Raw genomic sequence first — 13,714 nt, forward strand, 5'->3', positions numbered from 1 at the left:
CGCGCGCCCCGCCGCGTATGAACTCCGCCTCCGCATGGAACAAAACCCGGCTTTTTTAGTAGGGCGAGAGTTGCTTGCGCAACTCGTCGGCCTCCGCTTGCGCGGCGTTCTTGTTGTCGGGGGTGGAGCGCGCGCAAGTCTCGTCCAGCAGTTTCACCGCTTGTTCGGGTCGACCCTGGCTCGCCCACATCCTCGCCAGACTCAGCGCCGCTCGAAGTTCCCAACCCATCGCGCCCTGCTGCCTGGAGGTCTCGATGGCCCGGAGGTAGAAGACCTCGGCTTCATCGGGCGTGCCGCGCCGTTCGGCGCGCCCGCCGGCGGCTCGCCATACCTCCGACGCGCTCCACAAGCCCTCCCCGCCGGAAACGCGCGCGATCATCTCGTCGTCGACCCAGTCGGCGCAGAAGGTCACCAGCATCTCCCTGCGCGGCGCGTCATAAGTGGCGAGCCGATCGGACACTTCACGGATGTAGAGGCTTCGATCCTCCGCGCTCTCGAGCAGTAGGCCCTGGAAGAACCATTCGGCATAGCGGAGCCAGCCCACGAGCCCCCTTCGCTGCGCGGCATCCTTCATCATGGGAACCCACTTGCGGGCAAGCTCCAGTTCGCCTGACCACAGGGCGACAGCGCAAGCCCCGTACAACCCGGCGCACAGGGACACCGCGTTTCCGGCGGCTTCCGCGCGCGCTACGGCCTCGCTGGCCGACTCCAGCGCCTTCGCCGTCTTCCCTTGCACCCAGAGTGTCCGGCAAAGCATGGCGTTCGCCGCGACGAGAACGTCCACCCCGACCATGCTGGCCCGCGTAAGTCCAAGGCCGCCGCCAGTGCGGATCGCCGCTTCGCTATGCTGCCTCGACGCGTCGAACTTGCCGCAGAAATGACTCGCCATCGCCATCACGCGGTGGGAGAGATTGAGGGCTGCCGGCTCGGACCAGCATTGCGCGACCGTCATCAGCTTCTCGGCCTCCCTTAGCGCCATCGAATGCTCGCCGCGAAACATGTCATGCGTGCACTTGCCCCAGCGGGCTTGCACCTCCAGCACGCGCACGTTGACCACCAGCGCTCCGGCGAGTGCGCGGTCGCAGGCGGCATTCAGTTCCGGAATCGAGCCTCCCGTATGAAGAAGGGCACTGGTCAGGGCGGTACTCAACCAAGTGGCTGTCTCCGTGTCCGGCTCGGGCTGCCGGTCGATCAATTCGAGCGCAGCCGCAATCCTGTCGCGATACTCCGCGACCTGCGATACGTGAAACCACAAGGGCGCGGACGAAATGACAAGCGAAGCGGCCGTCTTCGCGTCGGGTTGCCGCGCCAGGCAGACCTCGAGCGCGAAGCGCACATCATCCAGGCGGAACGCATACTGGTCGCCCCATGCCTGCTCGGAGAGTTTCGGCAGATCCGCCGTCGCCGCTTTCATGAGGTCGAGCATGAACAGCGAATAGCGGCGCAGCAACACCGGACTTTCTTCGTTCTGCGCCAACAGCGCGGCAGCATAGCTTCTGGTCGTGTCCAGCAAGCGATAAGGTGCAATGGCGTCGCTGCCATCGAAGAAAACCAGTGACTGGTTGGCCAGCGAGATCAGCGCATCGAACGCCACCTCTGGATCCGTATCGCCGGCAGTCACGCTGAGCGCGGATTCGACGTCGAAGCGGCCCCGGAAGACAGACAGCCGCCGGAACAGCCGCAGTTCCACCTCGCTCAGCAGGGCAATGCTCCAGTCGAGCGCCGCCGCAAGCGAGCGATGCCGCGGTGGAGCAGCCCTGTTGCCGACGGAGGAAAGCCGAAGGTGATCATCCAGCCGGAGCGCGAGATCCCCGACGGACTGGACGCCAAGCCGCGCGGCCACCAGTTCGATGGCGAGTGGTATGCCATCGAGCTGCCGCGAGATCCTCGCGAGCAAACGACCATGTGAATCGTTGAACACGCCGGCCCCCGCAGCCTTGGCCCGCTCGACGAGCAGCTTGACCGAGGGCCAGCACAACGCTTCCGCGAGCGTGTCAGACTCTGCATCGGGAACCGCGAGCGGTGACAGCCGAAGCACGTACTCTCCGGTCACGCGCAGCGCCTCGCGGCTGGTCGCCAGGACACGCAAACTGGGCAATGTCGAGAGCAATCCGTTGATCGCCAACGCGAGTGAATCCGCGACGTGCTCGCAGTTGTCGATCAGCACAAGCACGTCTCGCCCTGTCAGGCACCGATGGATGGCCTGGACGACATCGGGCATGTCGGCCGGCGCCCCCAGCGAACGCGCGATGGTGCCGAGCACGTGGTCCTGGGAAATCAGTGGCGCAAGGTCGACGAAAGCGATCGTGGTGCCGTGCTTGAGTTGGTGGCTCTCTGCGGCACGAATTGCGACGCTGGTCTTGCCGATGCCCCCTGTGCCGACGATCGTGACCAGCCGGTGATCGGCGAGCGACGCGAGAACGCCTTCGACGTCGGTTTCGCGTCCGACAAGGTCGGTCAGTCTTACCGGTAGCTTCGCGAACGAAGGAGCAATCGGCGGCGCCAGGGCGATCGATGGGTCGACGATGGCCTCGCGCCGGACCCGGCCGTTGAATCGATAGCCGCGCAGCGCAACGTTGGTGATCCATTCCTCGCACCCGTCGCCATCATCCGGTTCGCCCAGGGCCTTGCGAAGCGTGGACATGTGGACTCGCACACTGGCCTCCTCGACCACGACGCCGGCCCAGACCGTGGAGAGTAGTTCTTCCTTGCCAACGAACTCACCGGCTCGCTTGATCAGCTGGAGCAACAGGTCGAACGATCGCGGCCCCAGGCGCACTGCCTGTCCGGAGCGTTCGAGCCGGCGCTGCGTCTCCCAGACGACGAAAGACCCGAAGAGCCAGTGGGTGTCGGATGCCTCCTCGGCGATTTTCATGAGGGGATCTTAAGGTCATCCTTTGGAGGGGTGCACCTTCGGAATCCCCGGCAGTGGCTGCCGGCGCAGGTCAGGTGGCGCTGTGGACCAGCGGCAGCGCCTTCTGGCGCCATCGCTTGATTGGCCCGTCCACCAAGTGCAGACAGAGCGCGGCCATCGTGAAAGAGAAGGCGACCGTGGTACTCAGCGTGATCCACCAAGGCTGGGAGTCACGCACCCACACGGCGAAAGGAAAATGCCAGAGGTAGACGCCATAGGACAGCCTGCCGACGTAGACCAAGGGGCGTGACGCGAGGACTGAGGAATTGCTGTGCTCCGCGGCGTGGCATACCAGCACGAAGGCGGAGAGTTCTGCCAACGTGATGCGCAATGTCACCGCCTCCGTCTGATAGATCCTCGGGAGTGACGGTAGCGCGACGAGGACCGCAAGCGCCACGCATGCGACGACGACCGCTAACCTGGAGACCTTCAAGCCCGTCAGTGCGGCAATCGCCCCAAGCACTATGCCGCTCATGCGCGTGTCGAAACGGAAGTAGGCCTGCGGCCACGGCCAGGTCATGGCCACGTAATACCGCCACGCGGTTACTGCAAGAAAACCCGCCAGAAGCCAGGCGACCGGGTGTCGCCTTCGCAACAGGAACGGAAGCAGAAGAGGCCACAGCAGATAGAACTTCTCCTCGACACCGAGCGACCAGGTGTGGCCGATCGTGTAGGGCACCTGGTAGAAGGCCAACGCATAGTCATAGATGTACAACCCGGCGAGGCCGGCGGACAACCATCGATCCTCGGATGGCCAAAGCACGGGCGCCAGCGCGACGTAGGCCACCACCACCAACAGCAAAGTCGGAAAAAGCCGAAGGGCTCGCCGTGCGTAGAAGCGCCCGATCTGGATGCCGCCGCTGCGGTACTCCGTCGCGAGCAGCGACGTGATGAGGTAGCCGGAGAGGATGAAGAATACGTCCAGCCCGACGAACCCACCGCCGGCGCCCGGCACGCCACAGTGAAAAAACAGGACCGCGAGGATGGACAGGGCCCGAACACCGTCGAGCGCCGGGTTGTAGCGCATGGGAGCCGGCCGCTCAGTTGCTCGCCAACGGATCCGGACGGCACGGCTGCAAAATCGCCTTGCCGCACTCCGGGTAGACCTCCGGCCCCTTGACATCCTTCAGGACGCCGAATCGCACCAGCGAGTCGTACTTCGCGTTGTGCAGTATGTAGATGCGTTGTTGCTGCGTGAATGTGTCGAACCGGAGGCCGCCGGTTTGAGCCGGGGTATCAATCCAGATACGCAGCCGCGAACCCTTGCGAAAGTAGTGCCCCACCTTGTTGATCTCGACGCGAGCGAAGACCGGACGTACCGGAAACAGAGGCAGGAATTGCTCGGGACGATCGGCATGCACCGGCAGAAGAAGGGTCGAACGCGCGGTGTCGAGCGCACGGTTCGACAAACGCAGCCAGCCACGCTGCACGTAGGTCTCCTGACCATCAGGCCGCAGTTCGGTGACGGTGACCTGAACATCCGCATCGCCGCCATTGGCCGAGACCCAGAGGTCCGCGCTGCCCGGTCCGTAGACCATCATGTCCTGGCCGAGTGGTGCCGAGGTGTAGGCCACGCTCGCCTTCGTCCAGTCGGCCGGCAATGGTCCCCAGAACGTGTTGCCCGCGATGTCGTTGACGGCCACTCCGGCACCCGGGTAATCGATTCCGTCGGCCGCCCCGGGCATGGTCTTGTCGGCGAGAAGGTTGCCGGCACCAAGGTGAAACTCCTTGACGACCAGATCATCGGCCTTGATCGCACCCCTGCGCACCACCCAGCGGGCCTTTGGAGATGTCCGCCGCTCCAAAGTCTTGTCCCCCGTCTCGAAGGCCTCCATCCAGACGGTGGTGCGTGGCGTGTCGCGCTCGAAGCCGTTGTCCTCGCCCTTGACGAATCGGTCGAGGAACCTCTTGGCCACGGCCTGGAATTCCGTGGCGAAATACATGTCGTGCCGACCGTTCGTCTGGATCAGCCACAGCCTGTCGGGATCGAGCCTGGACTGGTAGTAGCCGCTGCGAGGCGTGATGGCCTGGTCCTGGAACGCTTCGAGCGACAACACGGGGACCTGAACGCGATCGGCAAGGCGTGCGAGGTCGAAACTGTTCAAGTACTCGTCGCGCAAGGGATGGGACAAGAACAGAAGCATCTCGGAGTTGGAGTCCTCGGCTGCGAGATTCCTCTCGATTTGCTTCAGGCAACGATCGTCGCCCTCCTCTTTTGCGGTCTGCGCGACCACCTTCTCCCAGTACGAACGAAAAGCGATCCGAAAGGGCGTGATGAACCCGGGCGCCGGAACACCGCCGGGTACCAGGGCATCGCGGAAGTCCGTCAACACCATGCCGGGCACGATGGCCCGAAGATGCGGCGGCTGGAACTGCGCAGTCGCAAGTTGGGAAGAGCCACCGTACGACCAGTTGACCATCCCGACCTTTGCGTCCGACCAGGGTTGCGACGCAGCGAACTCGACGGCTTCGGCGCCGTGTCTGCCAAGCTGCGGTCGGGTGTACTCGAGCTGCCCCCCGGAGCATCCCGTGCCGGCCGCGTTGACACCCATCACCGCATAGCCAGCCTCGACGAGCAGCTTGTCGAGCTCGACCGACATGGCAGTCCTATGTTTCAGATAGGGAGAGCCTCCGATAGAGCCCGCGTCGTACCCATTGATGCTCAATATGACGGGGAATTTTCCCGATCCCTTGGGTAAGAGCACGCTGTACCGTAGGTCGGTCCCGTCAGCCGTCGTGAAGTAGCCTGTCAGACGTTTTGCCCAAAACGGGGCAACCACCCCCAGTTCAGGGAAATCGAAAGGCTGCGACGCCGGCAAGCCCGTGTCGGGATCCAGCTTCACATCCTGTCCGAGCGCCGCCGGTGACGCGATGCACGCCGCCGCAGATGCGAGGAAGGCTGCGATGGCGTTCTTCATGGTCGCTACTTTGTCGATGGCAGGGGAGAGGTCGAGGCAATGTTACACACCTACCCATCGCTGGCAGCGCCCCTGACCAAAACGCGCTGAACGAATCAGGCGACCAGTACATTGCCATCCGCCGCCGGCACGCGGTCAGTAATCCCAGATGACCGGTACCCAACGAAACACATCACCGTCGACCGCCACCCGACCAACGGACGGGAACGGCAGGTGAGCGGCCACCAAGAGTCCGCGGGTCTCCACCAGTTCCCGGAAAAGACGGACACGAACTCGGGTCGCCTCCTCGGGGTCATGTTCGAATCCGTTCTGCCAGTCGGGGTGGTCGAACCCCACTGGGAACACGGCGTCGCCGGCGAAGGTCAGCCGTTCACCGCCTGACACCAAGTCGACCACACTATGCCCAGGAGTGTGGCCGCCAGTCATACGGACGACCACACCCGGTGCGACCTCATGCGTGTCCTCGAAGGTCCTCAGCCGGTCGCGGTATTCGTTGTAGAAGCTCGTGGCGGTCGATCGGAGTACTTCCGGCACCGGCTTCGGCATGACGGTGTGGGAGAAATCGGGTGAGGTCCAGAACTTGACTTCGGTAGCGGAGACGTGGATACGCACATCCGGACTCAAGCGCTCCTTGACCCCGCTGACGAGCAACCCGCCCACGTGATCCATGTGCATGTGGGTAATGATCACATCGGTCACTGACTCGAGTTCGATGCCGGCAGCCTCCAGTCGCTGAGGAAACTGCCCGGCGCGCGGGAAGCCCGAGAACTGTCTGCCCAGCCCGGCGTCGATCAGGATGGTTTGCTCGCCACTACGGACCACCATCACGTTCAGCGGCCAGTCGAACTTGTCCGGCGGCATGAACATGTGGTTCAGCCAGTTCGCCAGTTCAGCCGGTTCGGCATTGGTGGCCATCGTCGAGGTTGGCAGCGGTAGCACTCCATCGCTGACCACCAGGGCGTCAATCTCGCCGACCCGCAACGCGTAACGGGACGGAACCGCATCGTTGGACCTCTGGCTAACGGAATGCAGGGTGTCGTCTACAGAAAACATGGCGAAATCTCCAAAAGGGACGGCCCGGGACTCGGGCCAAGCCAGCTAGGCAACTGGCAGCAAATTGCAGTTCAACACCCATGGGTGTCGGAGCACGAAATACGGCGGAAGGCCGCATGTGCTTGATCGTAGGTAGAGAGGGGATGAAGCGGTAGGCATGCGAACGGGCTCACAGTGGTGCCCGATTCGCACCAAACGACAGCAGCTGAGTTAACTGTAGAGGCCTAGGCTCGGCTCATAAGTGCAGCCCGGGAAGCGGTCGCTACGGGCCGAGGGTGTGTGGAAACTCCATTGATGGTCGCCTATATTGAGCCAACCCGTCTGAACGAGGTGGTGGCCCATGAAGCGATTCATCGAAGGCGAGGACCGTCAGCAGGTCACTCTGCTGCCCGAGTGCCTTGACGACTACATCGGCTTCAGTCCAGTCGTCGGCTGGAGCGCGAGGCGCTGCGCAACGTCGAACTGATGTGGCTCACCGGCCGGTTAGCGCCGGACTTCAAGACCATCGCCGACTTCCGCCACGACAACGGCCAGGGCATTCGCAACGTCTGCCGCCGCTTCGTCATCCTGTGCCGTGAGCTCAGGCTGTTCACGCACGCCGTCGTGGCCATCGACGGCAGCAAGTTCAAGGCGGTCAACAGCCGCGACCGCAACTTCACCCCAGGCAAGATCGACGGTCGTCAGAAGCAGATCGAGCAGAGCATCCAACGCTACCTCGACGCACTGGAGACAGCCGACCGCACGCAGCCCCCTGAGGTGGAAGCCAAGACCGAGCGGCTGCAGGACAAGATCAAGAAGCTGCGCGAGCAGATGAAGAAGCTCGACGAGACCAAGCAAGAGCTGAAGAAGGAGCCTGATGGGCAGCGCTCGCTCACCGATCCCGATGCGCGCTCGATGCTTCAGTCAGGCAAGAGCACGGGCATCGTGGGCTACAACGTCCAGACGGCCGTCGATGCGAGGCACCACCTGATCGTGGCGCACGAGGTCACCAACGTTGGTCACGACCGCGCGCAACTCAGCAAGATGGCAAAGGCTGCGCGCGAGGCGATGGGCAAGACCAAGCTGCAAGCCCTTGCCGACCGCGGGTACTTCAACGGCACGGAACTCCAGGCCTGCGAGGACGCGGGCATCAAGACCTACGTGCCCAAGCCGATGACCTCGAATGCCAAGGCCGAGGGGCGCTTCGACAAAAGCGACTTCATCTACATCGCAAAGGCTGACGAGTATCAGTGTCCTGCCGGCGAACGAGCGATCTACAGGTTCAGCACGTTAGAGAGGAACGGGCTCAAGGCGCGTCTCTACTGGACCAGCGCTTGCCCCAGATGTCCGATGAAGGATCGATGCACGCCCGGCGACTACCGACGCATCCGTCGATGGGAGCATGAGGAGGTCCTCGAGCGTGTCCAGCAACGCATGGATCGCAAGCCTGTGGCCATGACGCTGCGAAGATGCATCGTTGAGCACGTGTTCGGAACCTTCAAACACTGGATGGGTTGGACGCACTTCCTGACGAGGAAACTGGAGCACGTGAGCACCGAGATGAGCCTTCACGTGCTGGCTTACAACCTGAAGAGGGTCATCGCGATCTTGGGTATAGCCAGAACGATGAAGGCGATGAGATCGATGGAGGCGTGAGCCTCTTAATGCCTCCCAACGATCAATTCGACTGCCCCCGGGCGCAATTGCCACGCACCAGTACTGGATAAGCCGCTCTTGGCCACCCGTCGCGTTCGCGGTCATGTCCTGCACACTGCAAGCCAACGGTTTGCACACAGCCTCGGCCCCCGCTAGCCAACGCTCTGCAGACATTCCTTTGCTGGGTACGCGAAGGCCACGTCCATCGGTTCAGGCTCGGCCGCGGACCATGTCGAGCAGGCGACCCACGATGCGCTCGCCATCGGCCCGCAGCCCGTTGTGGACGTACTCGTTGGTAACCCAGGCCCGCAGCCCACGAACGCCACGGGCCGTCTCCTCGGCAAATGATCGCTCCACGTAGACATCGTCGACGTACACGGTCGCTGCCACTGGGACCTCATTGCGGGCGAGGCGGTCAGCGTCGTACAGGCGCGGCCATGGATGCTGGGCCAGAAGCTGCGCCACCTCGCGGTGCGCGCGTAAGCCCGCGTAGTCGTCCCACATCCAAGGGAAGACGTGCTCTGCGCCGAGGAGGTCGCCGGTCATCGCCTCCTCGGGCGCGAGCCGGTGTGCCGACCAGCGAGTAGCACCCCCATCGGCGTACGAGGACTCATGGAGCGTCGCGTAGATCGGATTGCGCTCCCAAGATGACGCCATCTGCGCGTCGACCATGAATGCGGCCGAGCGGAAGGGCAGTTCGAGCAGGTGGTGCAGCCGTTCGAACCCAGCGCTGTCGCCGAGCCACATTCCGGTCTGCCGAAACCGACGCGATGTGAGCCGGTCGCCGTTGGGCAAGCGGACATCTTCCTCGTCGAGCCGGCGCAGGATCGTCCGCAAACGATCGAGGTCTCCTGGGTATCGCGCGTGATAGCGCTGGTTCGCTTCGCGCACGCGCGCCCATGTCGCCGCGTAGACCTCGTCGACCGGCCGATTCGTGATCGGCGCGAGGCCGCCGGTAATCAATACCTCCCTCAGGCCCTCGGGCGCCAGCGACAGATAGGTGAGCGAGGTGAATCCCCCGAAGCTCTGACCGAGCAGACTCCAGCAGTCGACGCCGAGTTCAGCGCGGATCAGTTCGAGGTCGCGCACGATCGAGTCGGCGCGGAAATGCGTGAGGTACTCGGCCTGATCGGCAGGCGCTGCTCCAGGAATGACTGGCCCGACGGGCGCAGAGCGCCCTGTGCCCCGCTGGTCAAGCAGCAGGACCCGGAAGTCCGCAAGGGCACGCGCCATCCACCCTGAGGGCGGGCTCGTCGGGCGGGCGGCCTCGAAGCCTGGGCCGCCCTGCAGGAACACGAGGTAGGGGCGATCAAGACCGTCTGGGGCAGCAAGCTCGCGCGTGAACACGCTGATCGTGCCACGCAGCGGATCGCCGTGAACCAAGGGAACCGAGTGCTCGCGCTCGGTCAAAACTGCCCCGGGCATGCGGTAGGTCGTATTCATGGCTCGCATTAGAACCCGAACGTACGCCCGCCGCCGCCGCGACCGGATTGCCTACGACGGCCCATTCTCGATTCGGGTAGCGCTGAAAGTGCGGTGCAACAAGTAGCGAGCGAGTCACTGAGACAGCTCGTACTTGGCCTTGTTGCGAGCAGCGCGTTGCCGAAGGGCCCCGTTCGCAAGCGTGCGAAGGGCGATGGTGATGGGCTCTGTCGACAGCAAGTCCATGGCTCAACGGTCCTCCGGCTGCTTCAGTCTCACACCGATGCCGTAGAGCGCGAGCAACCCCAGCACGTGCCCCACAGCAACGCCGGGCTCCCCCGCTTCGATGCGCCCAATGGTTTGGATATGCACGCCCCGGGCGCGCGGCCGCTGCGGCCTGCCCCTCCCCGGCCGTCGTCCGGGCCAGCCTGGCCGCCGCACCCAATTCCCGAATCGAGTGCAGGGCGTCACCACCGATGTCTGCCGAGATGCGCTTGCCTATGCTCATAAGGGCATTGTCGCTGCCCCGCACCTTGCCCCGAACTGTGACCCAGCGGCGGGGTGCATTCGATCCAATGAGAAATTCTCAGCAGGCGACTCCGCGCCCAACGGGGGTTCCATTGGACAATTTGCGCGGGCGCTCGTTGAGCAGCGAAAGCCGACCTCCAGCCCGGCCAGCGCTAGAGACTGAGGATAGGCAGCCTGGGGACATTCGACGCGTGCCAGTCCATTGACCCCGACGAAGCTTGCCGTTTTAGGGATTCATTGCCAAACCATCCTCTGGATGAAATCCACAAATGCCCGCAGCGGCGCGGGCAGTAGTCGTCGACCCGGGTAGTACAGAAACGGCCCTGAGAAGCGCGGCCACCACGGCCCGAGGATGGGCTCCAGCGCACCGCTATCCAGGTGCGGTCGCAGCCAGTCCTCAAAGAGATAGATGACCCCAGCGCCCGCGAGGGCCGCATCCACCGCAAGATCGGCCGTGCCGCCCAGTCGCACCACCAACGGGCCCGCCGCGTCGACGCGCAGCTTCTCGCCCCTTCGCTCGAACTCCCACGGCGGCATAAGGCCGCTGGCAAAGCGGCCACGCAGGCAGGCATGCCCCAGCAGTTCGCTCGGATGCTTGGGGCGACCGCGGCGATCGAGATATTCGGGCGAGGCAGCGACGGCAAAGCGCTGGGTACGCGGTCCGATGGGCACGGCGATCATGTCCTGCTCCAGCCGGTCCTCGTAGCGAATGCCGGCATCGCAGCCCGCCGCCAGCACATCCACGAATCCATCCTCTGCGATCACCTCGAGCGAGATGTCCGGATAGGCTGCGAGAAAATCCGGCACGATCTTCGGCAACACCAGACGTGACGCGCTGATGGGCACGTTCAGCCTCAAGGTGCCGGCCGGCCGATCGCGAAAGCTGTTGACCACATCAAGCGCTGCTTCGACTTCGCTGAACGCAGGCCTCAGCCGCTCGATCAGTCGCTGGCCTGCTTCTGTAGGCAGCACGCTGCGCGTCGTGCGATGCAGTAGTCGCACGCCCATTTGCACTTCCAGCCTCCGCACGGCTTCGCTCAGGCTCGACGCGCTGACGCCACGCAGTCGTGCACCTTCACGGAAGCCCCTGGCTTCCGCGACCGCGACGAATGCGTTCAGATCGCCAAGGTCGACTTTCATTGTTTGGATTTCCACACAGCCTGTGCCGATTATGGTGGCTTATCAAGCAGCCATGGGTTGCCTAGACTGAAGTCCAATCAACAAGGAAGCACCATGTCAAAAACTCCTGTCTCCACCGTTTCCACCCAATTCACCCTCGGCGACCGCACTGTCAAGCGGGTCGGCTATGGCGCAATGCAACTGGCCGGCCCCGGCGTGTTCGGGCCGCCGAAGGACCGTGCGGGCGCGCTCGCTGTGCTGCGCGAAGCAATTGCCGAGGGCGTCAATCACATTGACACTAGCGACTACTACGGACCGCACATCACCAACGAGATCATTCGCGAGGCGCTCGCGCCCTACCCCGACGACCTCGTCATCACCACCAAGATCGGCGCGCGTCGCGACGACAAGGGCGCATGGCTGCCGGCAGAGTCCGCCAAGGAGCTCGAACAGGCCGTGCACGACAACCTGCGCAACCTCGGCCTGGACGCACTGCATGTCGTCAACCTGCGCTTCATGTTCGACGCGCACGGCCCGGCCGAGGGTGCGATCGAGGAACCGCTGACGGCCCTGGCCGAGCTTCAGCACCGCGGGCTGGTGCATCACATCGGCCTGAGCAACGTCACGCCGCAACAGGTGGCCGAAGGCCGGCGCATCTGTCCGATCGTCTGCGTGCAGAACCAGTACAACCTGGCGCATCGACATGACGACGAATTCATCGACGACCTCGCGCACGACGGCATCGCCTACGTGCCCTTCTTCCCGCTGGGCGGGTTTACGCCACTGCAGTCCTCGGAGCTCTCCGATGTGGCCCGTCAGTTGGGCGCCACGCCGATGCAGGTGGCGCTCGCATGGCTCCTGCGCCGCGCGCCCAACATCCTGCTGATTCCGGGCACCTCGTCCGTCACGCATCTGCGCGAGAACCTTGCGGCGTCGAAGCTCGACTTAGCGGCCGATGCGGTCGCCGCCCTGGATCGACTGGGCGCCGCCAAATCAGCATGAACGAGGCGGCCTCCTCTTAGGCGGCCGCACAGCGATAGGCAACCTTCAGCGGAACGCCCGATCGCGGCCGGTCAGCGCCCGCAAGCGGCGCCTTGTACGCCGCCTGCTGCCATCAGACCTTAGACGTCGATCTGCTCCGCAACTTCAAGGGCGTCGTCCACTTCAATTCCGAGGTACCTGACGGTGCTTTCCAACTTGCTATGGCCCAGCAGAATCTGGACCGCCCGCAGGTTCTTCGTCTTCTTGTAGATGAGCGACGCCTTGGAGCGCCGCATAGAGTGCGTCCCGTACTCGACGGTATCTAATCCGATGTCCTCCACCCACCCGTGGAGGATTCTGGCGTACTGACGGGTGCCGAGATGGGCCGTCCCCGTGACCCGACTTGGGAAGAGGAAGTCGTCGGAGCGTAGATGCTTGCGTTGAATCCAGGCTTCGACGCTTTCACGAGTCGTCTGCGTGATCTCGAACTGCACGGGACGCTGCGTCTTGCTCTGCGTGACCATAGCGCGACTTGATACCCGGTCACCGTGGCAGATGTCCCGGACTCGCAGTCCGACCAAATCGCATCCCCGCAGCTTGCTATCGAACCCCAAATTGAACAGCGCTAGATCGCGCACACGCTTGCTCATTTGCAGATGAGTTCGAATGGCCCAGATCACCTTCGCTTTCAATGGGGCCTTCTGCCCAACCAGCTTTCCCTTGTTCCACGGACAATTGTTTGAAGTGACATGCGCTTCCATGATGCGCTCCTTCCTTGACGGACGGCATTGGCCGCCCCTCCGTCATGGCCGCGGCCACCCACGGCTGCACTCTGGAGCTTTCAACCACTCCAATCGTAGATCGCGGGAGCGAGCGCCTGTGCGGCCGGGCAGCGACAGCGGACTCCCAAGCAGGCGGAAGCGGCGGACAGCAATCCGGCGGTCTACGGTCATTCACAGCGCCCCACTCCGTCGCCACCGCCCGAAGTCGCGTGAGGGCCGAGGGTGTGTGGAAACTCCATTGATGGTCGCCTATATTGAGCCAACCCGTCTGAACGAGGTGGTGGCCCATGAAGCGATTCATCGAAGGCGAGGACCGTCAGCAGGTCACTCTGCTGCCCGAGTGCCTTGACGACTACATCGGC

At 63.7% G+C, this 13,714-nt stretch carries 8 protein-coding genes and 1 pseudogene; 2 read left to right on the plus strand and 7 right to left on the minus strand.

Features of this window, described 5'->3' with window-relative positions; genetic code table 11:
* Window positions 1–55 precede the first annotated feature (55 nt).
* From AC1D3B_RS33605 to AC1D3B_RS33620, 4 genes are all read right to left on the minus strand, one after another.
* The gene (locus tag AC1D3B_RS33605) at window positions 56–2,875 is read right to left on the minus strand and encodes an ATP-binding protein (RefSeq protein ID WP_478195004.1); all 2,820 of its coding nucleotides are present in this window, start codon (window positions 2,873–2,875) and stop codon (window positions 56–58) included.
* 70 nt (window positions 2,876–2,945) lie between these two features.
* Window positions 2,946–3,941, minus strand: a complete 996-nt coding sequence (locus AC1D3B_RS33610; protein ID WP_478195005.1) for an acyltransferase family protein — start codon at window positions 3,939–3,941, stop codon at window positions 2,946–2,948.
* Between the two features lie 13 nt (window positions 3,942–3,954).
* Window positions 3,955–5,832 (minus strand): CocE/NonD family hydrolase, encoded by a 1,878-nt coding sequence (locus tag AC1D3B_RS33615; RefSeq protein ID WP_478195006.1) that lies wholly within the window; start codon window positions 5,830–5,832, stop codon window positions 3,955–3,957.
* 135 nt (window positions 5,833–5,967) lie between these two features.
* The gene (locus tag AC1D3B_RS33620) at window positions 5,968–6,885 is read right to left on the minus strand and encodes an MBL fold metallo-hydrolase (protein ID WP_478195007.1); all 918 of its coding nucleotides are present in this window, start codon (window positions 6,883–6,885) and stop codon (window positions 5,968–5,970) included.
* Window positions 6,886–7,225: 340 nt separating this feature from the next.
* On the opposite strand from AC1D3B_RS33620, the pseudogene AC1D3B_RS33625 reads away from it, so the two are divergent.
* A pseudogene (locus tag AC1D3B_RS33625) lies at window positions 7,226–8,520 on the plus strand (IS1182 family transposase).
* Window positions 8,521–8,730: 210 nt separating this feature from the next.
* Here the strand turns inward: AC1D3B_RS33625 and AC1D3B_RS33630 are convergent.
* Both AC1D3B_RS33630 and AC1D3B_RS33635 read right to left on the minus strand, forming a co-directional pair.
* Window positions 8,731–9,963, minus strand: coding sequence for an alpha/beta fold hydrolase (locus AC1D3B_RS33630; RefSeq protein WP_478195008.1), 1,233 nt, complete (start codon window positions 9,961–9,963; stop codon window positions 8,731–8,733).
* A 741-nt stretch (window positions 9,964–10,704) separates the two neighbouring features.
* Window positions 10,705–11,610: a LysR family transcriptional regulator gene (locus AC1D3B_RS33635; RefSeq protein ID WP_478195009.1), complete on the minus strand. Its 906-nt coding sequence runs from the start codon at window positions 11,608–11,610 to the stop codon at window positions 10,705–10,707.
* A 93-nt stretch (window positions 11,611–11,703) separates the two neighbouring features.
* Between AC1D3B_RS33635 and AC1D3B_RS33640 the strand changes: the two genes are divergently transcribed.
* Window positions 11,704–12,591, plus strand: coding sequence for an aldo/keto reductase family oxidoreductase (locus AC1D3B_RS33640; RefSeq protein ID WP_478195010.1), 888 nt, complete (start codon window positions 11,704–11,706; stop codon window positions 12,589–12,591).
* Window positions 12,592–12,710: 119 nt separating this feature from the next.
* On the opposite strand, the gene AC1D3B_RS33645 is transcribed toward AC1D3B_RS33640, so the two are convergent.
* Window positions 12,711–13,331, minus strand: coding sequence for a tyrosine-type recombinase/integrase (locus AC1D3B_RS33645; protein ID WP_478195011.1), 621 nt, complete (start codon window positions 13,329–13,331; stop codon window positions 12,711–12,713).
* Window positions 13,332–13,714 lie beyond the last annotated feature (383 nt).

This window comes from Variovorax sp. P5_A3, from assembly GCF_056400665.1.

Excerpts from the sequence above, each read along its gene's own strand:
- AC1D3B_RS33630 (WP_478195008.1), bottom strand. The coding sequence starts at position 9,963 with ATGAATACGACCTACCGCATGCCCGGGGCAGTTTTGACCGAGCGCGAG.
- AC1D3B_RS33635 (WP_478195009.1), bottom strand. The coding sequence starts at position 11,610 with ATGAAAGTCGACCTTGGCGATCTGAACGCATTCGTCGCGGTCGCGGAA.
- AC1D3B_RS33620 (WP_478195007.1), bottom strand. The coding sequence starts at position 6,885 with ATGTTTTCTGTAGACGACACCCTGCATTCCGTTAGCCAGAGGTCCAAC.
- AC1D3B_RS33605 (WP_478195004.1), bottom strand. The coding sequence starts at position 2,875 with ATGAAAATCGCCGAGGAGGCATCCGACACCCACTGGCTCTTCGGGTCT.
- AC1D3B_RS33615 (WP_478195006.1), bottom strand. The coding sequence starts at position 5,832 with ATGAAGAACGCCATCGCAGCCTTCCTCGCATCTGCGGCGGCGTGCATC.
- AC1D3B_RS33645 (WP_478195011.1), bottom strand. The coding sequence starts at position 13,331 with ATGGAAGCGCATGTCACTTCAAACAATTGTCCGTGGAACAAGGGAAAG.
- AC1D3B_RS33610 (WP_478195005.1), bottom strand. The coding sequence starts at position 3,941 with ATGCGCTACAACCCGGCGCTCGACGGTGTTCGGGCCCTGTCCATCCTC.
- AC1D3B_RS33640 (WP_478195010.1), top strand. The coding sequence starts at position 11,704 with ATGTCAAAAACTCCTGTCTCCACCGTTTCCACCCAATTCACCCTCGGC.